General features: G+C 62.0%; 32 protein-coding genes. 10 read left to right on the forward strand and 22 right to left on the reverse strand.

The genetic code is table 11. From position 1 onward, the window contains the following. Positions 1-61: 61 nt before the first annotated feature. From GA566_RS31765 to GA566_RS31870, 22 genes are all read right to left on the reverse strand, one after another. Complete coding sequence (locus GA566_RS31765) at positions 62-784, reverse strand: hypothetical protein (protein ID WP_137924285.1); 723 nt, start codon at positions 782-784, stop codon at positions 62-64. 189 nt (positions 785-973) lie between these two features. Continuing rightward, positions 974-1777 carry a PRTRC system ThiF family protein gene (locus GA566_RS31770; protein WP_137924284.1) on the reverse strand — a complete coding sequence of 268 codons (804 nt, stop codon included), beginning with the start codon at positions 1775-1777 and terminating at the stop codon, positions 974-976. Beyond that, the gene (locus GA566_RS31775) at positions 1774-2415 is read right to left on the reverse strand and encodes a PRTRC system protein A (protein ID WP_137924283.1); all 642 of its coding nucleotides are present in this window, start codon (positions 2413-2415) and stop codon (positions 1774-1776) included. The genes GA566_RS31770 and GA566_RS31775 overlap by 4 nt, the downstream gene beginning before the upstream one ends. Before the next feature lies 1 nt (position 2416). Then, positions 2417-3136, reverse strand: a complete 720-nt coding sequence (locus GA566_RS31780) for a PRTRC system protein B (RefSeq protein ID WP_137924282.1) — start codon at positions 3134-3136, stop codon at positions 2417-2419. A gap of 9 nt (positions 3137-3145) precedes the next feature. Next, a complete protein-coding gene (locus GA566_RS31785; RefSeq protein ID WP_137924281.1) occupies positions 3146-4285 on the reverse strand; it encodes a PRTRC system protein F in 1140 nt (379 codons plus the stop codon). Positions 4286-4375: 90 nt separating this feature from the next. After that, positions 4376-4600, reverse strand: a complete 225-nt coding sequence (locus GA566_RS31790; RefSeq protein WP_137924280.1) for a PRTRC system protein C — start codon at positions 4598-4600, stop codon at positions 4376-4378. Positions 4601-4612: 12 nt separating this feature from the next. After that, the gene (locus tag GA566_RS31795) at positions 4613-5059 is read right to left on the reverse strand and encodes a PRTRC system protein E (RefSeq protein ID WP_137924279.1); all 447 of its coding nucleotides are present in this window, start codon (positions 5057-5059) and stop codon (positions 4613-4615) included. A 71-nt stretch (positions 5060-5130) separates the two neighbouring features. Continuing rightward, positions 5131-6804, reverse strand: a complete 1674-nt coding sequence (locus tag GA566_RS31800; RefSeq protein ID WP_137924278.1) for a PRTRC system ParB family protein — start codon at positions 6802-6804, stop codon at positions 5131-5133. Between the two features lie 697 nt (positions 6805-7501). Continuing rightward, positions 7502-7741 (reverse strand): hypothetical protein, encoded by a 240-nt coding sequence (locus tag GA566_RS31805; RefSeq protein ID WP_137924277.1) that lies wholly within the window; start codon positions 7739-7741, stop codon positions 7502-7504. A gap of 29 nt (positions 7742-7770) precedes the next feature. Beyond that, positions 7771-8175 carry a hypothetical protein gene (locus GA566_RS31810; RefSeq protein ID WP_137924276.1) on the reverse strand — a complete coding sequence of 135 codons (405 nt, stop codon included), beginning with the start codon at positions 8173-8175 and terminating at the stop codon, positions 7771-7773. Positions 8176-8202: 27 nt separating this feature from the next. Next, the gene (locus GA566_RS31815) at positions 8203-8625 is read right to left on the reverse strand and encodes a hypothetical protein (RefSeq protein WP_137924275.1); all 423 of its coding nucleotides are present in this window, start codon (positions 8623-8625) and stop codon (positions 8203-8205) included. Positions 8626-8648: 23 nt separating this feature from the next. After that, positions 8649-8840, reverse strand: coding sequence for a hypothetical protein (locus GA566_RS31820; RefSeq protein ID WP_160475174.1), 192 nt, complete (start codon positions 8838-8840; stop codon positions 8649-8651). A 20-nt stretch (positions 8841-8860) separates the two neighbouring features. Next, positions 8861-9277 (reverse strand): type II toxin-antitoxin system VapC family toxin, encoded by a 417-nt coding sequence (locus GA566_RS31825; RefSeq protein ID WP_137924274.1) that lies wholly within the window; start codon positions 9275-9277, stop codon positions 8861-8863. Then, a complete protein-coding gene (locus tag GA566_RS31830) occupies positions 9264-9500 on the reverse strand; it encodes a DNA-binding protein (protein WP_137924273.1) in 237 nt (78 codons plus the stop codon). The genes GA566_RS31825 and GA566_RS31830 overlap by 14 nt, the downstream gene beginning before the upstream one ends. Positions 9501-9627: 127 nt before the next feature. Further along, positions 9628-10011 (reverse strand): tyrosine-type recombinase/integrase, encoded by a 384-nt coding sequence (locus GA566_RS31835; protein WP_137924347.1) that lies wholly within the window; start codon positions 10009-10011, stop codon positions 9628-9630. Positions 10012-10512: 501 nt separating this feature from the next. After that, positions 10513-12222 (reverse strand): hemagglutinin, encoded by a 1710-nt coding sequence (locus tag GA566_RS31840; RefSeq protein ID WP_137924272.1) that lies wholly within the window; start codon positions 12220-12222, stop codon positions 10513-10515. A 293-nt stretch (positions 12223-12515) separates the two neighbouring features. Then, positions 12516-13442, reverse strand: coding sequence for an N-6 DNA methylase (locus GA566_RS31845; RefSeq protein WP_137924271.1), 927 nt, complete (start codon positions 13440-13442; stop codon positions 12516-12518). Between the two features lie 143 nt (positions 13443-13585). Further along, positions 13586-14308, reverse strand: a complete 723-nt coding sequence (locus tag GA566_RS31850) for a hypothetical protein (RefSeq protein ID WP_137924270.1) — start codon at positions 14306-14308, stop codon at positions 13586-13588. Positions 14309-14374: 66 nt separating this feature from the next. Next, positions 14375-14854, reverse strand: a complete 480-nt coding sequence (locus tag GA566_RS31855; RefSeq protein ID WP_137924269.1) for a hypothetical protein — start codon at positions 14852-14854, stop codon at positions 14375-14377. Positions 14855-14952: 98 nt separating this feature from the next. After that, the gene (locus GA566_RS31860; protein ID WP_237380988.1) at positions 14953-15156 is read right to left on the reverse strand and encodes a hypothetical protein; all 204 of its coding nucleotides are present in this window, start codon (positions 15154-15156) and stop codon (positions 14953-14955) included. A gap of 156 nt (positions 15157-15312) precedes the next feature. Continuing rightward, on the reverse strand, positions 15313-15954 hold the full coding sequence (locus tag GA566_RS31865; protein WP_202127016.1) for a hypothetical protein: 642 nt from the start codon (positions 15952-15954) through the stop codon (positions 15313-15315). A 3-nt stretch (positions 15955-15957) separates the two neighbouring features. Next, positions 15958-16476: a hypothetical protein gene (locus tag GA566_RS31870; protein ID WP_137924267.1), complete on the reverse strand. Its 519-nt coding sequence runs from the start codon at positions 16474-16476 to the stop codon at positions 15958-15960. 159 nt (positions 16477-16635) lie between these two features. Here GA566_RS31870 and GA566_RS31875 point away from each other — a divergent pair, with 159 nt between their 5' ends. From GA566_RS31875 to GA566_RS31920, 10 genes are all read left to right on the forward strand, one after another. Next, positions 16636-17085: a hypothetical protein gene (locus tag GA566_RS31875; RefSeq protein WP_137924266.1), complete on the forward strand. Its 450-nt coding sequence runs from the start codon at positions 16636-16638 to the stop codon at positions 17083-17085. Next, a complete protein-coding gene (locus GA566_RS31880) occupies positions 17082-18539 on the forward strand; it encodes a 3'-5' exonuclease (protein ID WP_137924265.1) in 1458 nt (485 codons plus the stop codon). Before GA566_RS31875 ends, GA566_RS31880 begins: the two co-directional genes overlap by 4 nt. Positions 18540-18551: 12 nt before the next feature. Then, positions 18552-19781 (forward strand): DUF1173 family protein, encoded by a 1230-nt coding sequence (locus GA566_RS31885; protein ID WP_137924264.1) that lies wholly within the window; start codon positions 18552-18554, stop codon positions 19779-19781. Continuing rightward, the gene (locus tag GA566_RS31890) at positions 19771-20133 is read left to right on the forward strand and encodes a hypothetical protein (protein ID WP_137924263.1); all 363 of its coding nucleotides are present in this window, start codon (positions 19771-19773) and stop codon (positions 20131-20133) included. The genes GA566_RS31885 and GA566_RS31890 overlap by 11 nt, the downstream gene beginning before the upstream one ends. Positions 20134-20266: 133 nt before the next feature. Beyond that, positions 20267-21115, forward strand: a complete 849-nt coding sequence (locus GA566_RS31895) for a hypothetical protein (RefSeq protein ID WP_137924262.1) — start codon at positions 20267-20269, stop codon at positions 21113-21115. A 444-nt stretch (positions 21116-21559) separates the two neighbouring features. Beyond that, positions 21560-22795 carry a hypothetical protein gene (locus GA566_RS31900; RefSeq protein WP_137924261.1) on the forward strand — a complete coding sequence of 412 codons (1236 nt, stop codon included), beginning with the start codon at positions 21560-21562 and terminating at the stop codon, positions 22793-22795. Further along, the gene (locus GA566_RS31905) at positions 22792-23277 is read left to right on the forward strand and encodes a hypothetical protein (RefSeq protein WP_137924260.1); all 486 of its coding nucleotides are present in this window, start codon (positions 22792-22794) and stop codon (positions 23275-23277) included. The genes GA566_RS31900 and GA566_RS31905 overlap by 4 nt, the downstream gene beginning before the upstream one ends. Then, the gene (locus GA566_RS31910; protein WP_160475175.1) at positions 23274-24395 is read left to right on the forward strand and encodes a phage Gp37/Gp68 family protein; all 1122 of its coding nucleotides are present in this window, start codon (positions 23274-23276) and stop codon (positions 24393-24395) included. The genes GA566_RS31905 and GA566_RS31910 overlap by 4 nt, the downstream gene beginning before the upstream one ends. Positions 24396-24414: 19 nt before the next feature. Then, positions 24415-24687, forward strand: coding sequence for a hypothetical protein (locus GA566_RS31915; RefSeq protein ID WP_137927686.1), 273 nt, complete (start codon positions 24415-24417; stop codon positions 24685-24687). 55 nt (positions 24688-24742) lie between these two features. Then, entirely contained in the window at positions 24743-25333 is a 591-nt protein-coding gene (locus GA566_RS31920; protein ID WP_137927685.1) for a hypothetical protein, read from the forward strand. The last annotated feature ends 39 nt before the right edge of the window (positions 25334-25372 follow it).

Below are 25372 nucleotides of genomic sequence, written 5' to 3' on the forward strand. Positions count from 1 at the left end.
ATGGGCGGAGCACTCCCCCAGCGGGATGTGCCCGCGATGGGTGAAAGAGAAGGTTAGAAACTCAGACGCCGCCGACTTCGCGGGCCAGTTGGTCCAGCATCGCTTCGATGATTCGCTCGCGCCGCGCTTGCTGCGGCAACGCATTGAATCCCTCGCCATCGGCGAGATACGTGAGCGCGTCGACAACGGCAATCCATTCGCTGGACTGCACAGCAATCCGAACCGCTCCCGGCAACGGAAGCCGCTGGCTTGCAATGGCCAGCACGGCATCGAACCGAGACAGGTCCAGCCGACGACGGCAGTCCAGGCGCTGTTCGATATAGCCGGACAACCGGAAGGACGCATACGCACACAGCGCAACGTGATCCTCGTCTGCCAGAGCTTGCATCCATTCGAGTGCCGCCGTTCGGACCATCACGTGCAACGACTGCCCGTGAATGGCAGGGACGGTATCGTGACGCGCCAACTGCCATCCCCAACCGAAACCGACGGCGTAGAGATCCATCAGCTTTCCGTCGACGATGTGGGGTTCGGCGTCAAACCATTCGGTACGGCTTCCTTCGACGTGCCGCACCGCATTGCGCGACTCACTGAAGGTTAGATCCGGCAACAGCTCGCAAAGCCGCTGCACATCCGCACGACTAAACATGGGATATGTCAGCGTGTGCCACGGCTTGCCGTTCCAATAACCAGTAGCGATAACGCCAGCAGACAGCCAGGGGCCCGTCACGAAAATGCGACGAAAGGCCGACTGGGCCGGGACTTGAGGGGTGGAAATGCTCATGTAGTGCTCCGAAGAGGATGGAGCACTCCGCCAGGGCAAGTGCCCCAACGGGATAATGAAATGTGTGGCCTAGTGCCACGGGTCGATGCGCCGGAAGCGCGAGGTGTGGCGCAATAGTAGCAGCCAGGCCTGCCGTCCTGCAACGAGCGCACAAAAGAAAAAAGCCACTCCCGCAATGGGAGTGGCTGTTCAAACGGATTGGCGCGTCTTGCGTTTGGCACGAGCCTTAGTCTCACCCAGCTTATAGCCGAAGCGTTCCCATGCACCCGGATCCAGCGGCAGCGGGCTTGTACGCCCCGTCGCCAGATTTACAAACGCACCGCAGTACTGGAGCGTCCCCGTGCGGAACAACGTCCACAACAGGTTGTACGCCTGTACTGCAATCACCGAGTTGATCACCAGCGACTGCTTCTGCAGCGCCTCCGCCATCGAGCACGATGGCGCGGTGTCGGCCTTGTCCCCTTTCGGGTCCAGCAGCTCCGGAAACAGGTCGCCCACGTGGGGCAGCCGTTCCTTTGCCTTGCCACGCACCTGCCCAAGAATCACCTGGCCGCGATCAGACTCGTTGCCGCAGTCGATATAGTAGCCACCGGTACCCCGTTGCATCGCGCCGAGGATCGCCTTGCGAGCGCCCCGTGTGTCGACGCAACCAATCACCATGTCGCACGCGAAGCGGTCGCCGCTTCCAATCCGGCGGGTCTGCGCTTGCCAGCGCGTACCCATCAGGTTGTTCAGGCGGTTCACGATCAGCGTCGCTTTGGGCTGTCCCACATCAACCGGGTAGAACCCCTGGCGGCCGACGTTGGTCTCGCTGACGGTATCGTCATCGTAGACCGTACAGTCAATACCCCCAGGATGGCCAAGCTCCAGCATGGCGTGATGCAGCCGCGCAAGGTTTGGCAGCAAAGCGCTTCCGGTACCGCCAGCGCCCACAACCGCTACTTCCCATGCGCGAGTGGTCATCTCCTGCGGAATGCGATGTGCGAAGGTCATGCCAAGACCTCCTCGCGCGCGGCCTCGTACCATTCAGCCGGTACCTTCTCCACGTTCTCAAAGATCCCTTTGGCGCAGAGACGCAGTGCCAGCGATGGCACCGCGGCCTGGCAATTTCCCATCACGAACGCGAACTTCACGTCGTGCTGGTCATCGGCGTTGTCCGTTCGGGAAAACCCCGCCGGATGGCAACCATGCGAATGGCAGTCGACTACCAGGACCTCGCCAGTTCGGAGCGACGGACGGTCATACTTGAGGTGCCCGCCACTATGCTCCAGGATTTGCACGGGGACCAGTCGGAATGCCGCCGTTGCGGCATTCCAGACAATCCACGCGCCCGTTTCCTTGGGGTGCGTAGCACGCGCCATCGCAGCGAACTCGCCGATCAGGTCGGCGGGAACTCGACTACAGCGCAGTTCGGTGGCTTCAGCCACCTCGCCATAGGGGATCGCCGTGCGGTACTGGAAGGCACCGAGACGACGAACGACGCGCAGCCAGGGCCGCACGATTTCCAGAAAAACACCGTTGGCCGCGATGAGCAAGCGCTCGCCGGGCCGCTCCATAGTGGCCAGCGCACCGAAGCGCGGGACCATCACGGACGGAAAAGACTGCTGCAGGGCAGCGTCAGCAGGATGCATGTTACTTCTCCAGTTTGCCGGCGATCAGATCGGCCAGCGTGGATTTCATGGAAACGAGGACGTGCTTGGGAAAGTCAGGAAACTGACCGTCCAGCATGTCCTTCCAGAAGGCATAGGCGCCGCGCTCGTACTTGACGCGCTTGCCGCCGTGATTGGGATGGGTGAATGCCGAGTTGAAGAACCCGTCTTCCCAGCCCTTAATCGAGGCAACGTCGATCTGCTTTGGCACGTGTGCTGAGCCGATGCAGATCTTGCCGTGGTCCCACGTGTTGAAGTACGGCGGTTCGAACAACACGCTCTCCGGTACCGGGCGCTCTTCCCCTTTCAGGGCGAAGACCTTGAAACCGGATTGCGATGCCTGGAAGACCAGCGCGGGGTGCGCAACGATGGCGCTACGCTCACCCAGCTCCTTGCACTTGAAGAACACCCGACGGCGTTTGGCTGGACACCACCACGTCACCGCACTCGTGCTGATCGAAAGCACGTTGGGTGTCAGGAACTCGCCCTTGGGAAGGGCGTGCTCTGCTACCTCGCGGACTGCGTGGATCAATGCCATGCGATTCAGTGGCACACCGGCGCCAATCACCGGGCGCCCGGATGCTTCCGATTCGATGCGATGGGCGGTGGCATAGGAAAACTGCCCCGGCCCTTCCCCATAAAGCAAAATGGCCCCCTGGAGGGCCACTTCATGCGACCGCGAGGCGGTCAGGATTTCGGCCATGTGGCCCCCCTAGTCAGAAATAAGTGTGAGTACGCGATCCAGCGCCGCAATGATCTTGAGCATGCCGCTCAGATCCTTGAACTGTTGCCGAATCGCCTTTGGCTCGTCCGCGATGGGAATAAAACACTGGAACATCGTTGCATCGCCGTTGCAGTTGAGTCCGTCATAGAGGTCATCCAGCACCTGCGTGACATAGTCCGACTGCATATAGGCAAGGGTGGCCGCCGCATAGGCCGGTTCGGCCCATTGGGAACCCGAAACAGCCGATCGGTCACCCTGGCGCTTTACCGCCAGGTTCAACTCCGCCAACGCCACGCACAGATCCTTGATCCAGCCTTGATGGCTGCGAGCCAGCTCGTAGAGCTTCCGGCTACCAAAGGCCCTGAGTCTGCGCGACTCCGGGTATGCGTGACAGAAGGATGGGAGCACCTCATCCGGCGCCAGTTCCGGCCGAACCGCGGACGGCAGGTACCGCGCGATGTCGTCCTCATCCAGGCCGCACTGTTCCTTGAGGAACTCGCGCGCGTCGTCGTCGTTGGCAAGGGTGCAGTCGTACTCCCAGTGCCACCGCGCGAACAGGTCGAGCAGTACCTCTGGCGTACGGAGAAACAACGATTTCGCACCCGCCAGGTTGATCAGCGACATGGCGGTGTACAGCAGATGGGGATGCACGGACCGCAGCGCGTTCGCGCGAGCCTCACCGATGAAGTACGCCTCGTCGCCAGGCATGTCGATGGCCAGATACAGCGGCGCATCCACCTCATCATCCCAGCCGAACTGCATCAGTTGATCCCTCGCTGCGCCGATATCAAGGAGCGAGAAACTGAAGTTCAGCCGCCGGCAGCTTGGCATCCGCGCCGCGAGCCATGCGAACATGGCCTGCGCGAACGCATCACCCGCTCCAGTGGGATTGACGACGTCACTGGCACGTAGCACGCCCGTTGCGAACTGGGCGCGTGCCAAATCCACCGCTTCGACCTCGTCTCCGAAGGTCAGAAGCGCACGGCTGGGGATTCCCTCCGGGATGGCAGGGAGCGTCAGAAAATCATGGGCAGGTCGACGTTTGGCAACGGGATGCTGTCGCGCAGGCGTCCATGCGGGTTGTCCAGCATCGACCGCTGGAACAAACGACCGAGGGTCGAACAACATTGTTGAGTCTCCTCAGAATGTAAAAAAACCGCCCTCTCGGGCGGCTTCGTAGTGGAAGAGAACTGGGCAGATGCCAGCGCTCTCATCAAGTCAGATTTGCGCATGCGCGCCCTTTGCGCCGGCGGCGCGGACGAACGTGTAGCGAGCGACACCACCCGTCACTTCCGGGCCGTCCACCGCGGCGGTGGTCAGCTCGGGGTATTGAGCGGAATAGACATCGCGCACCTGGTCGGGCGAGAACTGCGGGCCCACGTCAGGAAGCGTCATGCCGTTGTAGGAAAACTCACGGGTGAGTTGCGTTACTTCGAGTGCCATGTCGGTTCTCCTTTACAACAGGGAAGCGAGGTCGGTACCGGTGGACGCCGGTGCGCTCGTATCAGCTTTCGCCTCGACTTGCGCGCCGTCACCGGTTTCCGACTCGTCAGCATCACCGCCATCACTGGTGGTGTCGGGCGCCGACGGCGATGCGGCCTTGGCCAGCGCTTTCGTCGCCTTGGACGATTGCGTGGATTTGGCGGCATCGAGAATCGACCTCGTGGCCTCGGCCTGCTCGGCAAGCGAGCGATGGGCTTCGGTCACGCTGGTGACGGCCGCCGCGAATTCGGCATCCATTTCCGCCGGCGTAGCCGACAGCATCAGGGGCCTTGTCAGTGCGGGGTCCGCAGCGTCCTTGATGACGGGCATCACGACGACGGACATCGTGTCGCCTTGCATTGTGAGGGTGAGAACGACCTTGTCGCTCGCGCGAACGAGCGGCATCAATTCAGTGAACATGTTGAATCCTTTGGGGAAATGAAATGACAGAGGGCGCCTGGGCGCCCTCTGCAGATGGAGAGTTGAGTGGATCAGTAGCCCAGAACCTTGGGCAGCTTTCCGGTGTAGTCGAAACCTTCCACCGCCAGCAGGCCGGCGATGACTTCGGGCTTCGACTTGTTGAATAGCTTGGCGAAACCATCGCCGAGCGCCTTGCGGATACCCAGTTCGTCGGCGAGAACCTTCATCTCCGACTTGGTGAGCATTTCGAGGAAATCCTGTGCTTGCTGGAGATTCCAGTGGTTGCGCAGATCCAGCTTGTGATACCGGCACAGTTCGCGGAGATTGCCTACCTCCACGCCATCGATAGCGGCAACGGTCAGTCCGATCGTCAGCTGCTGGCGCTTCTGGTCATCCAGCGCGTGGATGGCCGTCAGGCAGCCCTGCAGCGACGATGACGACTTCTGCTCGGTCAGCTTCTCGAAAAACTTGCCCATCACGTCGCCGGCGATATTGCGCGCCAGCCCGTTCAGTGCAACCGCCAGGAGGTACGAGTTCGCCTGTTCGGCGTTCTGCGCAACTTCCTTGCGCAGTGCCTTGCGCCAGAGCGCGGTGCGGTACCCCTTCACCTTTTCACTCTCGCTGATCGACGTCACCGGCTTTTCGGCCGCAGCAGAGGACTGGTCGCCCTTCTTCGCAGGCGCCGCCTTGCCACCTGCTGCCGGTTTGGCTGCAGGCGCCTTGGTGGCATCCTTCTCGGCCTTGATACGCGCGGCAACCTTGCTCTGGTTGCAAACGGTATCGAAGCACTGGCCACTGTAGACCTTGCCCATCGAGTCGGGCAGGCCACTGACGGCGGCGCCGAAGTTCTGGCACGCGTGGCAGGCTTTCGCCTGTTCATCGCCCACGCCAGTCGGGCCTTCAACCTTCAACTGGATCCGGGTGTGGTTGTCACCCACCCGGATGATGCGCACGATGGGATACTCGTCCTTGAGCCCATAGGCGATGCCTTCGAGCTTGCTGGTGAGCTTGCCGTCGTAGCATGCGCGGTTTGTGCAGTTGCCGGTGGCAATGGCTTCGCTGAACATCTCCGTTTGCAACGACGAGTTGTGCGGGCACGCCGCGCACTCAGTCTTGTCAAAGATGGCGGCTTCGAGACTGCACGCGGCGGCCTCGATCGTCTTCTTCAGTTCCGCAACGGGCTTTTTCTCGCTCACGATGACCGGCAGGAGCTTGTCCTGCTTGTCCTTGGCGAGCGTGGCCAGCAGTTCGGCATGGCCGAGCTGGATCGTACGGGTGTTGAGCGCTTCCAGAACGGATTCGCTGCAGTTCATCAGCGCCAGGCGCTTGTCGAGCGTTGAGCGCGACCAGCCAAGCTGGCGGGCCGCTTCGTCGCGGTCGCCGTTCAGTTGACCGACAATCTTCGACGCTTGCACGGCCTCCTCGGATGGAGCCATGTCGGCACGCTGGATGTTCTCGATCAGCGCCTTACGATCGGCTTCGGCATCGGTCATCACCTGGATGTTGACAGGCATCTCGTACCTGTCGCCGTGGGCCGCCATTGCAGCACGATACCGGCGTTCGCCGGCTACCACCTCATACTCGTGGCCGTGCTCATCATCCTCGATGGGACGGATCAAGATGGGCTGGATGACCCCGTCTACGCGGACGGATTCGGTCAGCTCGGCCATCTGGGCAGGATCGAAGTACTTGCGCGGGTTGCGGCCAGGACGGATGCTGCCAATAACAACGGTAGGATTTTGCATTGTGGGTTCTCGCGAGAATAGGGGAACCCGTTGCCGCACCGGGAACATGGTTCCCGAGGGGATAGAAGGTTGGACTACCAGGCTATGCTGGCCGGCCACCGTACTGCAGAAGCTGGCACCAGGAGGTGCGGGGTCGATGCGTCTAGGACGCGGTAGGTGCCGTGAGGATATCCTAGGCCAGTTTCGGAATCAAGCACCTGCGATAGTAGGGTGCGGGATCCCGCAGTCAGGCAGATCCATGTCCTTTTCCGTTGTCAGTGTTGTCGCTGCCCGATTGCTTTCGATTCGCGCAGCTTCCGCTCAGCCGTGTCGTGCCTCAGACGGTCCAAGGCCGCGAGAGCAAGACGCACTTCGTCGCGCATTTCCTCCAGTGTTTGCCAATCGCCTTCCCTCCGCGCTCGCTTCGTCATGGCGTCCAGGACAATCGGCAGCCGAGAAGGGTCATCGAATCGCTCGTACTCTGCCAGATGCTGCGAGGCCAGCCGCCACTACGCCACGCAGAGCGTCGCGCAAAACACCGCGAGGGTGATCCCGAGATATAGAAGCCGATATCATTTCGCAGGCGGTCGCGGAGCTTCTTCTGTTCATCACGATCCGCCCTGCGAACCTTCCGTTGGAGTTCGCGGACTCGCTCTGCTTCGGCCTGAAAGAAAATACTCTTTCCCTTCATACCGGCTTCTGTCGTCCTATATCGCGGTTATCGAACGCGCGTTCGCCAAACAGTCAATATAACCACGAATGCGCTGCCGGCCATGCCGATCAAGCTAGCAAGGATGGCCGCCGGGTTGCGCGAAGCAGCATTGAAAAAGATCCCAGCTACGCAGCTGCCGAACACAACACAGTTGAGAATCAGTAGTGCCAGGGAGGGGCCGGAGAAGGAGAACCTCGCCTCTTCGGCGTCGCGCTCGCCGCATTTTATTGCAGTACTTTCCACCATTTCTGCTTTTCCTGTCTATTGCGACTGCGTTAGGACGGCTTGCCCACCGTTACGGATACGTCGTAGGGCCCCGTGGCACACGCGGACGTGATCGACCGCTCCAAGGGCGCGTCACCGTACGGCTTGACAACGGTGTTGTTCACCACGGCCTGCACCACGACATCGGGCCGCAATGGCCGGGCGTTGCGCACGAAGCTCTCGCAGGCCGCGGGGTCCTTTAGGACCCCGCGTACGCGCACTGCGTCACCGCTGCGGGTGAGCGTCGCCGCTTGGAAGGTCGTCCCTGCCGGTGGCTGCTTCTGGCAAGCTGCGCCTTCCTCCAGCCGGCACTGCGCGAACGCGACGCTGGCCATCGCCAGCTCCCAGCCGGCGTCCGAGCAGCCCGACACCCCCAGTGCCGCCATCGTCAATGTCACAACGGGCAAAATTTTCATGGTTCAGTCAGTCTTTTCCGTTGTCTTTTACCCTGCAGCGCCGAGCTCGGCGAAGTCAGCAGGAAGCTTCGGAAGCTTGCCATCAAGATCACCATAGCCGCGCACAGCATTCCATGTGTCACGCAGATCCTCGATCGCGCGCGAGACCGCAGACGTCCATTCGGAACCGCGGGTCAGTTGCTCTTGCGGTAGCGCGGCCAGCTTCGCTTCCAGTGCGGCCATTGCCTCATTGAGGGTGCGACCGGTTTCCATCGGCAGCCAATCGACGCTGAATACGTACTCCATTGCCGGGATCATGTCGAGATCGCCCGCGCTTGATAGGTCGCGGACGGTATCGATCATGTTCTCCCACACCCCGAGCGCCGCCCACACGCCTTTGCCGTAGCGGTCTTGCCAGGCCTGAAAGGCGAAATCATGCGTGGTGATTAGTGCGTCAATTCGCTCGAACATCGTCTTTCCACTTTTCCCTTGTCTTACTGGGCGGGCTTCCAACCCATATCTTGGTGGCACACTACCGGCGTGCCGTCGGCAGTTGCTTTTACCCCTTGCTGCGCGATACAAGGCGCACCTTGAACGGCCGGGCGCTTTTGCGTCAGGATGTTCCAGGCGTAGGCGAACATCGCCAGCGCGATTACGAGCAAGACAAAGTTCGTTGCTATCCTCATACTTGAAACGCTCCTTTTCCTTAGTCGAATGGGTTCAGCACTCGGACACCCAGCCCCCCGAAGTCTTCTACGTTGCGCGTTACAACGGTCAGGTCATGTATCAGGGCAGTTGCAGCGATCAGCTTGTCTAGCGCGTGCTCGGGATGCGGAACCCGAAGGCGTCCCCACACTTGGCCAACTTCCTCGTCCACCGAAAGGATGTTCTGCGCGAAATCACTCAGAACAGTCTCCAGCCATGCGTCAAGCATTGCCGCCTGCTGCTCATCGCCACGGTGACGAACCACCTCGACACCTCGCCGCAACTCGCCCACAGTCACCACGGACAGATAGAGACCGTTATCCTTTTTGACTGCCTGACGAAAGAATGCCAGCACACCTTTGTTAGCACGCAGGCGCTTTCGCACCTCGCTGATGACATTGGTATCAACCAAATACACGCGCGACCTCTCCCACGTCATCAACGCGTGCAAAGTCGGCATCCTCGCCAACGTTGGGCATGCTCATAAGGACTTCCGCAAAACTCTTGCGCTTCGTCCCGCCCAACGCTTTGGCCAAGATTTCACGATGTTCGGCTTCAGCGCTACGCCCGTGAGCTGCGGCCACTTCACGCAGTCGTTGCACGAGTCCCTCATCGACATTTCGAACCAAAAGATTTGCCATTGCCACTCCTTGTCGTCGCGCTATCAATGATAGCACGCACACAATGAAGTGCAATCATTGATAGCGTCAGGGAGTGGCGCACCAACACCTCGTTGAGGTATCGGCATTTGTGCTTAGATCTTTACATTCAGCCAGCGTCCAACTCGGCTATCGCCTCTCGATATTCTTTCTTCGGCACTTCCAAATAGGGAGCAACATGATCCAGCTCGGCATGTCCCAACAGCAGTTGCGCGGTTTCGAGCGAATGCCCCTGCGCCAGAAGCCAACTGGCGAACGTCCGTCGCCTTGAGTGGCTGCTGTAGTCCCTCCCAAGCCCGGCCGCTCGATAGAGCCCCGTCACATAGCTTTGCAGGCTGTCGGCTGCAAGGTAATCGACCCGTTCGCCGGCCTCGTTGATTCTGCGCTTGACGCTTAGTTCATAGGGCCCGCCCTTGTGCGTCAGGATGAGCCTCGGTGACGCGGAGTAGGTGGCGGATTTGGGAAGGTTTGAGGGTCTTGGCGCCCTTGATATTCATCCTTGTCCATCTCGGAATATGCTCGATTTCGAACTTGTTACGAGAGAAAAACGCGGAGCGCTCCCTGCTTGGCGTCCTCGGAAAAGGCGATGGACAGGCATTGGAATGCTTCGCCTCGAATTTCATTGCTCTCCCAGTCGAGTCACCGTCCGGATTTCCGCGGAGTGCCTCGCACTCGCAGGGATGGCAGCCACACGCCAGGCCCCGGCGCTTTGACTACGGTGCCCTCTACAGTCGCTTCGCGGCCAACGAGCGAGCGAGCCTCGTCCAAAGGCATTCCCACCAGCTCCCAGGTCTCATGGGCAGCCGTCTCCAACACCACGGTCGGGAATGGCTCGTTACCCTTGATGTGAATCTCCCCCACCAGCGTTTGCGTCTGAGGCTCCGTTGCCGCGCCCGCGCAGGCCGCAAGGCCGAGTGCCGTTAGTGCGGTCAGTACGATCTTCTGCATGACAATCCCAAAAAACGAAGGGGCGGCTGTTGCCGCCCCGGGGGTCTTATTGAATCACGACCGACAACGTCGAGTTAGGCGGAACCTTGACCGTCTCGCTATACGTACCGTTCACGGCCTTGCGCACCACCGGCAGGCTCGCGTAGGGCTGGAGCGTCGACGGCACCGTCTGCGTCAGCGTGCGGCTGGCCAGCTGCGCCTGCGGATCGATCACCGGCAGCGTGAAGCCACCTTCCGCGCGGGCCGGGAAGCCGAAGCCGGTCGGGCTCGGCGCCTTCATCAGCGCGCCAGACGTGGCGGCGAAGCGGCGCAGCTGCTCGCCAAGGCTGGACGTCGGCGCGATCGCCTTGATCGACGCGTCAAGCACGGCAACGGAGTCCGTGCTGCCGACATTGGTCAGCAGGTGCTTGTAGAAGCCCAGGCCGAGTTGCCGATCCAGGAAGCCGCCCAGCGAGCCGGACACCGAATAGCTGTCGCAGGCCGCGCCGAATGGGTCCCACGTCAGCAGGCTGCAGTTATACGAGCCTGCCTTGTAGCCGATGTAGTTCGGGAAGCGCACATCGCGGATCGCGTTGTAGGTCGGGTCGATCGACTGGCTCGCGAAGTCCTCCATCATCATCGCCGTGCCCTCTTCCAGCCACGTGGCAAAGGCGTAGGCCGGACCCTTCACCACGCCGCGCCGGTAGAAGTTTTGCATGTGCATGCCTTCGTGCGCCATCGTCAGCAGCATCGACTTCATGCCCGACGCGCCACCCAGGTATAGGGTCTCGGCATCGAGGTACAGCGACACCGACTGGTTGCTGAGCGGCTCGGCGGCAGCCGTGAGCGCATTGCGACCGTAGAAGTAGCCGACCATGCCGAACGGCGTGGCGTTGTTGTCGAAGTTCAGGATCACGATGTCGATCGGCTGCGCCACGGCGCCAGAGATCAGGTCCGTGTACACGTGCGGACCCCACACCGGGCCGCCGGTCTGCTTGAGCAGGTCGTAGATCTTGCCGGCCGGCACGAAGCCCGCTTCCAGCGCGGCGACGATGGCCGTGCTGACCTTGAGCGGGTTGTTCTCCGTATCCTCGACCCAGAAGTTGACGACCGTGCCGTCGGCGGTCGTATCCGTACGGACCAGCGTGGTTGCCCGCGAGCTGTTGTCCTCGTGATACCAGTTGCGCGTGTCGCCCACGGTGTAGGCGGCACGCAGCGGCGGCGTGGCGCCGAACGTCGACAGGCTGGCGCCGGTGCCCCGGGCGCCTGCCTTGGCGGCCCAGCCATCGCGGTTGTAATCGGCGATCCGGCCCTTGGCGGCGCTGACGCCGTCATCCCACTGGATGGCGCTCGCGGCCACCGTCGGCAACTGCGACGCGGTCAGCGCGACAGTCGGCATCGTCTGGGCGGTGCCGGATTGGTTCGTGAACACCAGGGTCACGTCTTGGCCGGTCAGGCCGGCGATGCTGATCGGCATGTCGACGGCTGCCGTCGTGGCATTCATGCTCTGCCAGACACCGACGCCAGAGCCGGCGTAGGTATTCGCATCGACCGCAGCGCAATTCGAGCAGGCCGGTGCAACGACACTGGTTGGCTTGGCAGCCGGATCGGCGGGCGTCTGGGTAGCCGGACCGCTCGGCGCGGTCGCGGCCGTTGTAGTGGATTGCGTGGCGGGCTCTCCGCCATCGCCGCCACCTCCGCATGCCGCTAGCACGGCCGACGTCAGCAATGCCAAAGCAAGAGACCCTGGGAACGACAAAGTGCGCTGATTGCGCATGACAATTTCTCCATGTTTCGTTGGCCGCTACCCTTCAATTCGCGGCATCTGAATATCGGCGGATTCGCCGTGCCCTGCACCCCGCTTATGGGGGATTACCCTAACCCTCTGGACTTGCCGGTGCATCTGCGGCAATCGCCCACGGCTTCAAAAAAAAAGCCCTCACGAGGAGGGCGGGGAGAACGGGTCCATCTTGAGAGAGTTCCGTAGCGGGGCGCTACGGAAACCATCTTATGGCTTAGTGGGCCGGTCGATGACCCCGAAAGGTTGGCAATTTCGGCGTCTTTTCGCCGTCAGAACAGCGCAAGCTGGTCATCTGGCACGAAGACCCGCATCGCCGGTGTGGTTAAGCGCGCCTGCTCGGGATCTGCACTCACGTGGAGAATGGATTCAACCTCAAGGTCAGTCGATCCAGTCGGCAACGACGGGGCAGCGGATTCGTCGGTGTCAACGGACTCCGGAGTCAGCGATTCCATAGCCTCACGGAACCGCTTTACCCGCAGCTTCGCGCCCCAACCACCGAGGATGTGAGCCGGCGTGAACCAGGTGCCCCAAGCCTCGACGGAGAGCGCGTTGCCGTGTACGACGATGGCGGGGATATTCAGGAGCGACAATTGAACGTACGCCATGTGGACGCACCTTGGATCGATGTCGATGCAGGTCGCATGCATCGTCTGCTGGTAGTTGCGGCCTGCGTCATGAAGTGCATCCGCGCAAGCGATCACCATCCCACCGGCACCGCATGCCGGCTCGCTGATCGTGACGAACCCGTCCCGGTCAACGTACGGATTGCCGTCGCCGATATTGATGCTGGCCATCAGGCGAGAGACGCTGTACGGGGTAAAGAACTGCCCTGCCCGATCGTTCCCGAGTTCGAGCATCATGTATGTCTGGCCAAGCACATCGGCCAGGCCGTCGCCGTGGGGCACCAGTTGCTGCACCCGGTCTTCGAATGTCAGCGTCAGGGCCCCCAGCATGTGCGAGAAGCGCTCCAGATCCTCGCGCTCGTACCGCTTCACGATTTCCAGGTAACGCTTCTCCCGCGCATCGAACTGATGGCGATCGACGGCATTGCTGATGGTCAGCGCCGACAACTCGACGAAGTCGGAGAAGACCTCGTGCATCGAGTGCCGGTGGCCGAAGGCCTTGAAGAACGACAGCAGCTGCTTGTGCGGGTCGCTGGCCGTGCCTTCGAACTTGCGTTTGGCGGCCTTGCTCATTGACCCGGCCTACGCAGAAACGGGTACGCGGCAGTACTGCAGCAACGGAATTGAATGGAATTTGGGGGCATTTCGTTGGGATCAATGGATCCGGAAACGCCCCCTTGCCGGGAACGTTCCCGGACGGGGTGGAAGAAAAGGGTTCAGGTGCCGACGAACTGCGCCAGGCGCTCGGCAAGCTCTCGGTGCAATCTGATCTCCCATTGCTCGTTGAACTGGCGGATCTCGACACCAGGGAAGGCGCGCCGCTGGGGAGATACAAACGGCGCGTCGACGCGAAACTCACTGAGGCAGGCGGCCATTGCCAGCTCGCCAGAGCGTTTGGCGAAGACGGCCAACCCAGTTAGAACCAGGTTAACCCGGTCGACAGCGCCGGCACAAAGCCACCGCATACCGGGCGTATGGCCGGCCGCCGGCTCGGACGGAGCCGCAAGGCGCAGGATTCCGAGTTGCCGCGTCAGCCTCATGCTCAGGTTCGTGTTATCCGCGAAGGCGCTTCGCAGCACGCTTACGGCCTGCTCGATAGGCAACGGCTGAGCTTTTGAGGCAACCAAGACATGCCAGAGCTTGTCGAGATCGGGAATCTGGCCGGCGTCAATCACCTGCCAGACATTACGGGGACCATCCAACTGGACCCGTGTTTCGTCGACGCGCTCCCCGATCTGCGTACTCGCCTTGTCGACAAGGTTTGCTGCAAGGCGCTTCAGGAAGGCACGACGGTACCGCAGCCGAGATTCACTCGAACGCCGGCAGGCGAGGCGCGCCGCATTGGGGAACAGAGTGGCCTCCAGCTTGGCAACCCGATCCATATCGGTCGTGCTGAAGTGTTCCGCGGCCAGAAACTGGCCGATCAACTGGTTGTACATATGGTCTCGAAGGAATATCGGGACCGACCCGCAGGGACTCGGTCCCATGCGGGGAAATTGCGATGCTCAGTGCAAGCCGAGCGATGGCACGGCGGGGGAAAAGCCCATAGCCCACCACTGCGCAACAGGGTGATTCGGGAATTCCGGAATCTCTTGCGCCCGGAATATCTCCGGGACAAGGGCAATGGCCGACGGCCGCGCAAGCACTGTCTCGCGCCACTGCTGCTGAAGGCGCAACCACGTCAGTTCGGCGCGAGCGACATGATCCCAAGCGTGCGGCAAGCGGTCTTCGTCAAATACTTCTGCACCTTCTGCCGTCATGACTGCCACCACCTCGTGGTACCGCCCGAGTTCATGCGGGAAGCCGCGACGAACAAACTTCAGGATGGTCGCGTCCGGGAAATTGAAGACGCGCTGCAATTGCCGGATGTACACAGCGCATTCACGTCGCGAGCGCTCGTTGTAGTCGTCGCGGCCAACCTGCGCACACGATTCTTCGGCCGGGACGGGCCCGACTTCGATGTCAATTGTCTTGGGGCGGAGCATTGCGTTTCCTAAATGGGAGACGGGAAACGCCCCATCGGGACGCTTCCCGGATGGGTGTGGAGGGCCGCGCGTGCCGGATGGGCAGCGCGCGGCGATGGTCAGACCAGCTGGCCCGACAGATGAGAGAACCTGGCAAGGACCCACAACACAGCAACCACCAGAACGGCGACTGTCAGCGTGGAAAGTTGCAGGTACAGCAGCGGTATGCTCACCGTCGTAACGATGAAGAAAAGCGCTGTGAAAAGAATCACGACCAGTGCAACGATGGCACCGGCAGTTTCAGGGGCGTCGATGTGAGACATGATGGCTCCAAAGTAATGGGAGCCATGACCCATGTGGGGACATAGCCCCAATGGGTGAAAGAAGAAGATGGCCGGTACGCCGGCGAGGTCGATGCGCGGTAGCGCGGAGAATCGAGTGGATAGTACAGCGCACCAGCGCCTAGGGCAAGACGCTAGTCATGCATCGGGCTTCTTCGCCGGCATGCAATCCGCAAAGTCGGCGTGGAGTGCGCGCACGGGAACCATGTTGGGCTGAGCGTCTGTCGAGACCAGCGCAGCCATCTGCGCCGCATAGGTGACCAGGCCATTTGCGCACCTGACCACATTGTCAATCAGTCCCATCGGGTAACCGGAACCGGATCTGGACATGGGATTCATACCGCCGTGCGTGAAACTGTTCATGGCGCGCAGGGATTGCTGGCGATACTCGTCCAGATGCCCCACGATTCCTTTCACTCGCGGGTCATCGAGCTTGAGCAGCTCGTCGAACATGACCTTGAGGCCCGGCGCCTTGTCCGCTGCCCGCGCCGACTCTTCGCTAAGTGGCTCGTGATACTGCCGCACCCACTTCTCGCCTGCCGCTTCCAGCAGCCAAACGCCACGGATCAGGGTTTCGAACTGCGGTCGGAAAAGTGCCATCGCGGCATTAGGCATGCCCATCGTGAGCAATGCAACGGCGCCTGCTGCATGTTCCACGGACATTAACGCGCATTGGTAAGCACAGATCGTCCGCGGATGATCCACGGGCGTGGCGCGGGCCATGCCAGTCACTGCGGCGTTGTGGAGTTCCGCCGAGCGGCTCAGGATATCGACGGCCATCGGCTATTCCCCCTTTGTTGCATGTCGGGCCAGGCGGTTAGCCTCCCGGAGACGGTTCACTACGGCCCAGCGCCGCTGCTCAACCTCTTCCGGGTTCTCCAGATTGGAATAGTCCTGCATGGGTCCATCGCCAATGAACGCCCTGTAGTCCTCAGGAAGCTTGCCTTGCGCCTTCAGCTTGTCGCGCTGCAGTCGCCCTAGCCCATCCGTCGCCTCGGTGATGGCCACGTAGTCCCAGCGCGCTGGCACGGCCGCCTCAGAAAACCAGACCTCCCCCTCTCCCTGGCCCACGAGTGCGACCACGTCGTACACGCTACCGACAGGCGACGGCACAGCGCGCACCTCGAAGCGCAGCACCTCAGGGCGAGGGTGCCAGAACACACGGTCGAGATAGCGTTTGAAGATGAAGGCGTCGAGCCTGGCGATCTCGCCGTACTCCGGCTCTCCGGGCGCGATGAACTGCGGCTCGCTTTGGGGGCGGTTCCCGAGGGATACCTCTCGGCTGATGGGTGTGTGCGACATGGTTTTCCGGTAAAAGGCGCCCCAAATTCTATAGCTTTCGGGCCTAACCCCGACGGAAATCACCCGGAGAATGGTTGGCGGCGAACTACGCCCGCCGGCCGCCTTGACTTCGGCGTGGGGCCGGTATCTTGGTCTCAGACCACCAAATACCTAGCCGCCATGCGATTTACCCGACACGGACGCCACGATCCCATCAATTTCAATGCACGCCGCCAGGCTGCCTTCGCCCGCAAGCAGCAACGCGAGCGCGACAGGTACCCGCTCTTTGCGGAACACGTCGCGGCCGAGCAGCACTCGCCGGACGAGGAGTTCGCGCGCCGTCAGCGTCGCTCAGACAACCTGGAGCGCACGACGCGCAGCCTGCACGCCCGGATCTGGCGTGAGAAACGCGCCGTCTACTTTTCCCTGGCAGCCGAACTTCGCGCCGAAATCCGTACGAAATGGTTGGCGTGGACGGGTCCTACAACCCCCTTCTACTTCGCCTACATCGTTGACATGGTCAGCGGCGAAGCTGCACGACGCGCAGAGGCCTCCCGCGCAAACATGCTCGCGGTCCGTCGGCGCGTCCTGGCCATGATGCCGGAACAGGCTGCACTGGAGATTGCATGAAGCCAACCGCTGAACAGGATCAGGTCGTCGAAGCAGTCGGCGCCGGCGGCGCCGTCAAGGTCAAAGCGTATGCCGGCGCTGGCAAGACCTCAACGCTGCGCATGGCTGCCGAGGCTCGCGGCCGTGCCCGGGGTCTGTACCTCGCCTTCAACAAAGAGATCGCCAACGAAGCGGCCCGCAAATTCCCGCAAAACACCCGCTGCCGCACGGTGCACTCGCTGGCCTACAGCGGCACGCGGCCCGAGATCACCCGCAAGCTGAGAAATCCGGTGGAGCCGCCCCACCAGTTGGCGTTGCGCTATGGCTTTGGCAAACTGCGCCTGCCTACCACGATTGGCAAGGATCTGGAACTCAGTCCGAGCAAGGTCGCCCGGATGGTGATGGACGGTGCCGCCCGCTTCTGCCGCTCCGCCCAGTCCGAACCGCTCGCATGGCACATCCCGGTCGAGGCGATCGTAAAGGACGAGGAAGCCGAGCATCTGCGCGAATCGCTGTTGCCGTCCGTCAAACGCCTCTGGTCGGAATACCTCGATCCGGCGGCGCCATCAGCCATTTCACACGACTGCTACGTAAAACTCTGGCAACTCAGCCGGCCCCGCATCGGCGCAGATTTCATCCTGTTCGACGAGGCGCAGGATGCGGATGGCCTCATGCTCTCCGTGCTGCGCGCCCAGCAGTGCCAGGTCATCTACGTTGGCGACCCTTACCAGCAAATCTACGAATGGCGTGGCGCCGTGAACGCCATGGAGCATATCCGCGCGCCCGAGTGCGCACTGACTGAATCGTTCCGCTTCGGCCCCGCTATCGCCCAGCTCGCCAGCCGCGTGCTGCAATTGATGGACGAGCAAACGCCCGTACGTGGCCAGGACCATGTCGCTTCACGCGTCCTGCACGAGTCCTCCCCCGGCCAAGACCGATTCGACGCCATCCTGTGTCGGAAGAACGCCACGGTGCTGACCCACCTCGCGCAAGGCATCGGCCGCGGTGACCGTGTGGCGGTCCGAGCCAACGTCGATGAGCTGCGCGCCTTCGCGGACGGCGCAGAGCAGCTCATGCGCGGCCAGCGCGTCGGTTTTCCAGCGACCCTCGCCCTCTTCGAGACGTGGGATGAGGTGCAGGAGTACGCCGAGTCGTTCGCAGGCCGGGACCTCAAGCCACTCGTCACGCTGATCGACAGCGAGGGGGTCGACTACCTCAGGCTCATCCTCACGCGCGTTGCCCCGGAGGACGAGGCGGACTACATCGTTTCCACCATCCACCGCGCCAAAGGCCTCGAATGGAACCGCGTCCAGCTCGCCGGCGACTTCAAATTCAAGAATGACGAAGGCCAGCTCACGATGGCCCCAGAGGAAATGCGACTGCTCTATGTCGCCATGACCCGCGCCAAGCACGTCCTGGACGTGAGCGAGATCCGGCGCGATCTCTACACCATGTTCCGCGATGCAGGCGTCTGAGGAGAATCAATCATGATCACGGTGCGGATTGGCGGGACCGAGTTCCCGTTGGGCGATGTGTTGGAAGACCCGGGCCGCTATGCCCGGCAACTGGAACGCGCGAAGACCGTACAAGGGTTCGCAGAATGCGGCTGCACCTCCAGCCGTCCACGGCCCAAGCTGGTGATCCGACGCCACCGCGATATCTTCCTGCTGGCGCGCTGGCCGGACCAGGCCCATCACCACGGCGGCGCATGCCCCTTCCATCGGCAGGCGCAATCCAAGACCAATGTCGTCGACAGCCTCGACGCTTTCCGCGTGCGCGACGGCCGCCATGACATCCGCCTGGATGCCACGCTGTCTGCAAGCACGCGAACGCCGGCGAAGACCGTGCAACGGACCCCGCAAGCGCAGAGCACCAAGCCCCAGCGGCGCTCCGCAGGCCTGCTCGCCTTTCTCGAGTACGCGTGGGAGCAAGCGGGACTGAACGTCTGGTCCGGCAACGGCTCGCGCGGCTGGAACGCGTGCTGGTCCCAGCTGACCACGGAGCTAGCCGACTGCCACATCAACGGCAAGCCCGCCGCTGAATTGCTGCACGTCATGCAACGATGGGACCCGGCGCGCAAGACAGAAATCCTGGCCGAATTCGACGCGTGGCAGGCCCGCCTCGCCCCCAATTCGACAGGCAACCCGCGCGGCATCGTAATCGGGGAGGTCGAGTCGCACGGAGCCACCCGGTATGGCGGCAAGCTGGTGTTGCGCCAGAGCACGCAGCGCTTCTTCATGGCGGCCGAGATCTACGCCCGCCTGCAATCTTCTTTCGGCGGGGCCCTGGCGGCACTTGGCAAGGACGACCAACGCTGCGTCGCCGTCTTGCTGGTTGAGCGATCGAAAGCCGGCTACCTGACCGTGGTCAACGTGGCCGCAATGCTCGCGAACCGCCAGTTCCTGCCGTGCGATTCGTCGTACGAAGTCGCTATGGCCGATCACCTGGTCGCCCAGCGCCGTGCGTTCCGCAAGCCCCTGCGCCACATTGGCCGCGCCGTCGTCCATCCCGACTTCGTATTGACTGATGTCGAACCGGAGGTCGTCATCGAGGTGCTGGGCATGACCGGAAACCCGGAGTACGACGCGCGTATGGCGGCCAAGCGCCAGCACTATCGTGCACAGGGTGTCCCGTTTGTCGAATGGGATGCGGTGTCGACGTCCCTCACCCAAGTGCCGCTGCCCCAAGCCAAGTCACCGTCGCACGATGCACGCTGATCGCGAAGCCCTGTTCGCAAGGACAATTGCGCTTGTCCACGAGCATCGCGCAGCGTCTGTTGTGCTCCTGCAGCGTCATCTTGGCGTCAGCCACGACACGGCAGAAACGTTACTGCTGCGCATGGCTACGGAGACGACTGCGGTGCGGCGCATGCAGAACGGGTTGTTCCTCTACACGCAGGGACCTATCGGCGAGGAACTGGCGGCGCTCCACGGGTTCGCACGCGCCGTGCTCACCGCGCTGGCGGAGGACAACGTCGATACCGAGCTGCTGCGAGCGGCTGCAGTCCGTTTTGGGTTGGCTAAAGGCGAGGCCCTCCCTTTGACGCTCCAAGGACGCTTTCCACCTTGACTTCTAACGTTGCCCGCTAGGGTGACGAAACGCACATGTTTTGCGTCTTCACCAAAAAGTGCGAGCAAAGCGCGAACGCACGGCTCGCGATTAAGGTTTCAATTGTCATCCTCACCATATACAAGGAGCAAGCATGACAGTCACGGAAAACGGCACGCTTGATGCCGGTGGCACGACCAACGGCAACGCACGCCAGGCGGGGCTGACGATTGCGGCGCAAGTCGCGCGCAATCGCGGCCTTGACCTGCACGCCACCGAGCTCCGCGCCATCCTCGCCGCCCAATCTGGGGATGTCAGCAACGCTGCGATCCCGCAAGGCTGGATGCTAGTTCCCGTGAACCCGACCGAGGAAATGCTTCATGCGGTTGACATCGGGCGAATCGTGCCTGCCAGCGTTGGCGAGACTGTGAAGCGCTGGGACCGCCGTCGCAAGGACTGGGCTGTAATGCTCGCAGCGGTTCCTCCCGCGCCCAATACCGATCCTGCCAAGGATGCCAGCAACGCAGCGACGGGGCGAGGGCTGACGGCGGAGCAACGCAAGCAAATTGCATGGGACGCCCATAACACGATGACGCGCATTCCTGGCGCTTCGATCTACAACGATGCAGAAATGACAGTGCCAGCAACTCTCGAAGCCATCGCTGCGCCCGCCGCACCAGCGCCGAAGCTGACGCCTGAGCAGGCTTACGCGGCATGGTCATCCATAGCGCCATACGGCACTGGCTTGGAGCCGGAAACCATCGTGGCATTTGCCGAGGCAGTCTGTGCCATGATCGCGGCGCCGGCACCCGCTGCGCAGGCGGATCTCACAACGATCAACGTCACGCAGCCGGGCGACCAGCGCTTGATTGACATGCTGACGCAGGCTTTCGGCTCGCGGCACCAAGCCATTGACGACTTGGCCGCACTGATTCTCCGCGCCAACGCGAAGGCACGCACCCAGAGCGGCGAGGCGGGGGCGGATGCGAAGGGAGGTACGTGATGGATTTCGATTGCCACAAATGCGGCGGAGAGAAAACCGTCTGGATACTCCCAATTTCAGGGGGTCGCGGAACGGGGGAGGCGACTGCCTATGAGGCGCGCTGCGAGACATGCATGGTGGTTCATGCGACCGAGTTGCCTAGCAACAACGACGGAAGGAAGTCGAGCGCAAAGCGTGAGTTCCAGCGCATTCAGCACGCCGCCATGCGCGATCAGCGGACCGTGGAGGGGTGAGATGGCGAAGCAGATCCTTGATCTGCGGCTCCGATTGGAAAGCTGATTTGGATTCACTGGAGCGGCTCGACCAACCCAACGACGGCCGCACCTTGGATGCGATCCAGTCCCGTTTCCACATCGGCTGACGCGCGCGTAGGTCGCCCCGACTTGACTTTGCACGCCAGCGGCTAGGCTGATGACACCATAATTTCGTCCTCTCCCTCACACCATGATTTCGCTTCCCCGTTTCCCCGCCGCACTCCGCAAGATGTGGAGCGGCGCCGAAGTTCAGAACTGGATCGATACCAATCTCGCCCCCCTCCTCTCCCGGCAAGACATAACGTGCGGTAAACTCCGCGAGGCTTTGGATCGGATGGACGCGCTGCTCGACCCCGCCTGCGGCTTGTTGAGCGTGCCAGCTGAATCTGCAACTGCACAAGCCAGTGTCCGCGACATGGCCATGATCCGCGCCGCCCTCGTCCCACTAGACGAAGGAGTGTCTGAGGCCGATGCCCGGCTTCAGATTGAGCACGTCCTGCACACGCTGGACGGCGGGTACGTCATGGAAATGGGTGGGGACAGGATCGTCGAAACCGTGATGAACTTGGTCCGACGTGCCGCCCTTACCGTCACGCCACCGTCGGCGTGGACAAACGACCGCTGCGAGCATGAAGTCTGCGACGAAGAAGACGAGCACGACACGAAGTGCACGGCGTGGTCGACGCAGACCCAGCAGCATGAGCGACCAGCATACGGTCTCACCGCAGAACCTCTGCCCACACAGGACCGCATCGAGTATTGGATTCATGAACTCCGCGGCAAAGCGCGCACCTGTCGTGCGGTGGCCTCCGCCATCACTGCAGATCCCTCGGTCCAAATCGGTTCCCCGGAGGAAGTCGCTGGTGGTATCACCCAGGATGCGCACGCATTCGAAGCGGCCGCGACCCTGATCGAGGATCTGGCAGCCGAACTTACAGCGCCGGCCGGTGGACCGCCACCGTTCACCGGGCATTGGCGTGGCGGCAATGGGGTGATCTCTTGCGGCACGCTGCGCATTTTCAGTGAGAACTTCGACACCAATCCCGCGAGCGACATTAAAGCCGTGATCGTGCAATGGGTGTGCGACACGCTCAATTCCGCCCAACGGCCAGGCGTTGTGGCTGGCCATGACGCTTCGGCCGACGCCGGTGTTCCCTGCGTGCCGGCTGCCAAAGCTGCCCCCTTTCACCCTCCGTTGCATCTGGTCAGCCACATTGCATCGCTAATCGCGGCGGATCTGCTCGGCCAGTCCAAGGAAGAAGATCGCCAACTGGTTGCCCTGCGTCTTGTCGAACTCCTCGTGCGCGCGAATGCCCACCCATGCTGCCCGCCCCCTGCAGATAGGACCGAAGCACAGGAGCGCCACCATTTTGGCTGCGCGCACTGTGGTACAGGCATTTACTTCGCCGCACCCAGGCGCCCATGATGTCCAAGGACGATCGCTACTTCGGCAAGACCATTGCTGAGCACCGGGATATCGGCACCTGCTGGCTTTGTGGTGGCCGTGTGGAGCGCGCTCAAGGCTACCACGGGGCCACTGGTGCTCATTGGGAATGCAGCAAGGCTCTCACGACGCAGTACGCAAGACTGACCCATAGTGACTCGACCCCGTTTCTCGCCCGTGCAAATGGCGGCTTCTTCGTGCACACCGTTGACCCGGTAACCGGCACGTCGTTGTGCGGACACAAGCCGAAGGACACAGCTCGCCAAATGCGACCGCGCGCCCGTTGGATCCCACTCGATCGTGTCCCGCGTGGGTTCAAGCGCTGCCCGCACTGTGCACGAATCGTTGCCGGTGCCGGTCAATCAGTTGCAGCCCATCAGGCCGACTCCGGTCGGTCGGCTGTTACCAAAGAATCAGAACGAGATACCCGCACCCGGGATCTCTTCGAGGACCACATTTCATGAGCGAAAACACGAACATTGAATGGACCGACCACACTTTTAACGCTTGGGAAGGCTGCCAGAAGGTCGGCCCCGGCTGCGACCATTGCTACGCTGAGACGCGCAATGCCCGGTTTGGCGGGGGTGTTGCCCATAACTGGGGCCCAGGTGCGCTACGGCGCCGCACAAGCGCCGGCAACTGGCGCAAGATGTTCCGGTGGAACGCCGCGCATGCGGCCTTCGCCGCGGTTCACGGGCGCCGCCAGCGCGTTTTCTGCGCGAGCCTGGCCGATGTCTTCGACAACGAGGTGCCCATCGAATGGTTCATCGACCTGCTCGATGTCTGGCGCCAGACGCCGAACCTCGACAAGCTGGTGCTGACCAAACGCATCGGCAACGCTATGAAGCGGCTGAGCGAGGCATTCAACGTTCTGATGTCGCGCGAAGACTTCGCCGAAAACCCACTCGTGCCGTGGCTGGCCACCTGGCTCGCTGGCAATGCGCCCGCCGATATCTGGCTCGGTGCAACGATTGTGAACCAGGCCGAGGCGGACCGTGACATCCCGAAGCTGCTCCGCACGCCGGCGAAGATTCGTTTCCTGTCGATGGAGCCGCTGCTTGGCCACGTTGACGTCTTCTCCGCCGCCACGGGAGAGCTACTGCATACCTCGGGCAACGAGTACGATCCAGGCGCCATCGATTGGATCATCGCTGGCGGCGAATCCGGTACAGGTTCTCGATACATGCTGCCCGCATGGCCCCGCAGCCTGCGCGACCAGTGCGCAGCCGCCGGCGTGCCTTTCCTCCTGAAGCAATGGGGGGAATGGCACACAAACGCCGTGTTGACGACGACCGGTGAGGCCGTCTTCCGGAGCTTCGACACGTTCGAGCAGTGGGTGAACAAAGCACAGACCTGGATCGCCGGTGGCATTTGTATCGACAGGCATGGGCAGCAGCTCACGAAAGGGGAGGATTTCATGCGGACGCGTGACCACGGGGCTTTCCCCGTGACCATCATGCATCGTGTCGGCAAGAAAGCGGCCGGACGCCTCCTCGATGGCGTCCTCCACGACGCTTTTCCGCCCCCCCAACTTTCCCCCTCCAACACCGACGGCGGTCACCTCGACCCCGCCCGCGCATAGGCAACACAACCGACTCAGCATGCAACACAACGAACAAGAAGATCGGGAATATCCCGAGCCCGAAACCGTCCTGGCCATCCGCGGCGCCATCGTCACCGGCCAACTGGGGGGCCCAATGGGTCCGCCTGGCCATTGGTTGAATGAGTTCTGGCAGATCGGCGCCGCGCTGCGCGATCACGCCGAGATGCTGCAAGGCTTTCAATGCACCGCCCGGCGCGAGGTTCTCAGTACGACAAGCGAGTACCTGGCCTTCCGGGAGCCGATCACCGAACAGCCCGTCGGCCAATTCTGACTGGCGCATGTCGCGGGCAGGCATAATCCCGGGATTTTCAGCACCGGACCCTGCCATGCCCAGCGGCCTCCTCCAATGCGCCCACTGCGACGGCGCTCCCCTCTACATCGCCGGCCGGGTGCAGGCAGTCATTGTGTGTAAGGAATGCGGCATATCTACCCCGCCAATCCGAATGGATTCGGGAGATACGGATACGGTCTTTGCCCAGCTGAGCGCCATTTGGAACAACCGCGTCGAACACCGGCCTGCGGATCAGCAAGCCATTGCGATGACGGCCCGGCGCGCGCTCACTGCATCCGATATCCCCTACTTCCTGAACCTGGTCGCTTCTACAAGCACCGACTGGGAAGAGAACGGCCCCAAGTTCGCCGCTATGGCCGCGGCGCTCGCTGAACCCGGCTATGAGTTCAAGCACGTCGACCCGCCGGAAACCGTCGTCTCGCAGGCGGCCCGCTACCAGAAGCTTCTGAAACGCGCCAAGATTATCTACATCGATGGCGCCCCGATGGTCCGCTTCGACCATGTGCCCGCAATGTGCGCGGAGATTGCGGAAGAGTCCCTGGTCGACAAGGTTTGGCCGCTGCTAGACCTTCAGGAGTTCATCGGCAAGGCCATCGATGGCCTGCCGGATCATTGGCAACCTTGACTTTTCCGAGGTGCAGGCAAGCTAGAAGTGTCTTCACTA

Source organism: Cupriavidus sp. SW-Y-13, assembly GCF_009793345.1.
Lineage (GTDB): Bacteria > Pseudomonadota > Gammaproteobacteria > Burkholderiales > Burkholderiaceae > Cupriavidus.

What these genes read in the sequence shown, in the direction of transcription:
- GA566_RS31805 (WP_137924277.1), bottom strand. Translation starts at nt 7,741, where the DNA reads ATGGTGGAAAGTACTGCAATAAAATGCGGCGAGCGCGACGCCGAAGAG.
- GA566_RS31810 (WP_137924276.1), bottom strand. Translation starts at nt 8,175, where the DNA reads ATGAAAATTTTGCCCGTTGTGACATTGACGATGGCGGCACTGGGGGTG.
- GA566_RS31870 (WP_137924267.1), bottom strand. Translation starts at nt 16,476, where the DNA reads ATGTCGCACACACCCATCAGCCGAGAGGTATCCCTCGGGAACCGCCCC.
- GA566_RS31850 (WP_137924270.1), bottom strand. Translation starts at nt 14,308, where the DNA reads ATGTACAACCAGTTGATCGGCCAGTTTCTGGCCGCGGAACACTTCAGC.
- GA566_RS31875 (WP_137924266.1), top strand. Translation starts at nt 16,636, where the DNA reads ATGCGATTTACCCGACACGGACGCCACGATCCCATCAATTTCAATGCA.
- GA566_RS31840 (WP_137924272.1), bottom strand. Translation starts at nt 12,222, where the DNA reads ATGCGCAATCAGCGCACTTTGTCGTTCCCAGGGTCTCTTGCTTTGGCA.
- GA566_RS31815 (WP_137924275.1), bottom strand. Translation starts at nt 8,625, where the DNA reads ATGTTCGAGCGAATTGACGCACTAATCACCACGCATGATTTCGCCTTT.
- GA566_RS31785 (WP_137924281.1), bottom strand. Translation starts at nt 4,285, where the DNA reads ATGTTGTTCGACCCTCGGTCGTTTGTTCCAGCGGTCGATGCTGGACAA.
- GA566_RS31855 (WP_137924269.1), bottom strand. Translation starts at nt 14,854, where the DNA reads ATGCTCCGCCCCAAGACAATTGACATCGAAGTCGGGCCCGTCCCGGCC.
- GA566_RS31770 (WP_137924284.1), bottom strand. Translation starts at nt 1,777, where the DNA reads ATGACCTTCGCACATCGCATTCCGCAGGAGATGACCACTCGCGCATGG.
- GA566_RS31910 (WP_160475175.1), top strand. Translation starts at nt 23,274, where the DNA reads ATGAGCGAAAACACGAACATTGAATGGACCGACCACACTTTTAACGCT.
- GA566_RS31905 (WP_137924260.1), top strand. Translation starts at nt 22,792, where the DNA reads ATGATGTCCAAGGACGATCGCTACTTCGGCAAGACCATTGCTGAGCAC.
- GA566_RS31765 (WP_137924285.1), bottom strand. Translation starts at nt 784, where the DNA reads ATGAGCATTTCCACCCCTCAAGTCCCGGCCCAGTCGGCCTTTCGTCGC.
- GA566_RS31845 (WP_137924271.1), bottom strand. Translation starts at nt 13,442, where the DNA reads ATGAGCAAGGCCGCCAAACGCAAGTTCGAAGGCACGGCCAGCGACCCG.
- GA566_RS31860 (WP_237380988.1), bottom strand. Translation starts at nt 15,156, where the DNA reads ATGTCTCACATCGACGCCCCTGAAACTGCCGGTGCCATCGTTGCACTG.
- GA566_RS31890 (WP_137924263.1), top strand. Translation starts at nt 19,771, where the DNA reads ATGCACGCTGATCGCGAAGCCCTGTTCGCAAGGACAATTGCGCTTGTC.
- GA566_RS31880 (WP_137924265.1), top strand. Translation starts at nt 17,082, where the DNA reads ATGAAGCCAACCGCTGAACAGGATCAGGTCGTCGAAGCAGTCGGCGCC.
- GA566_RS31775 (WP_137924283.1), bottom strand. Translation starts at nt 2,415, where the DNA reads ATGCATCCTGCTGACGCTGCCCTGCAGCAGTCTTTTCCGTCCGTGATG.
- GA566_RS31915 (WP_137927686.1), top strand. Translation starts at nt 24,415, where the DNA reads ATGCAACACAACGAACAAGAAGATCGGGAATATCCCGAGCCCGAAACC.
- GA566_RS31800 (WP_137924278.1), bottom strand. Translation starts at nt 6,804, where the DNA reads ATGCAAAATCCTACCGTTGTTATTGGCAGCATCCGTCCTGGCCGCAAC.
- GA566_RS31780 (WP_137924282.1), bottom strand. Translation starts at nt 3,136, where the DNA reads ATGGCCGAAATCCTGACCGCCTCGCGGTCGCATGAAGTGGCCCTCCAG.
- GA566_RS31885 (WP_137924264.1), top strand. Translation starts at nt 18,552, where the DNA reads ATGATCACGGTGCGGATTGGCGGGACCGAGTTCCCGTTGGGCGATGTG.
- GA566_RS31920 (WP_137927685.1), top strand. Translation starts at nt 24,743, where the DNA reads ATGCCCAGCGGCCTCCTCCAATGCGCCCACTGCGACGGCGCTCCCCTC.
- GA566_RS31820 (WP_160475174.1), bottom strand. Translation starts at nt 8,840, where the DNA reads ATGAGGATAGCAACGAACTTTGTCTTGCTCGTAATCGCGCTGGCGATG.
- GA566_RS31790 (WP_137924280.1), bottom strand. Translation starts at nt 4,600, where the DNA reads ATGGCACTCGAAGTAACGCAACTCACCCGTGAGTTTTCCTACAACGGC.
- GA566_RS31830 (WP_137924273.1), bottom strand. Translation starts at nt 9,500, where the DNA reads ATGGCAAATCTTTTGGTTCGAAATGTCGATGAGGGACTCGTGCAACGA.
- GA566_RS31795 (WP_137924279.1), bottom strand. Translation starts at nt 5,059, where the DNA reads ATGTTCACTGAATTGATGCCGCTCGTTCGCGCGAGCGACAAGGTCGTT.
- GA566_RS31865 (WP_202127016.1), bottom strand. Translation starts at nt 15,954, where the DNA reads ATGGCCGTCGATATCCTGAGCCGCTCGGCGGAACTCCACAACGCCGCA.
- GA566_RS31900 (WP_137924261.1), top strand. Translation starts at nt 21,560, where the DNA reads ATGATTTCGCTTCCCCGTTTCCCCGCCGCACTCCGCAAGATGTGGAGC.
- GA566_RS31895 (WP_137924262.1), top strand. Translation starts at nt 20,267, where the DNA reads ATGACAGTCACGGAAAACGGCACGCTTGATGCCGGTGGCACGACCAAC.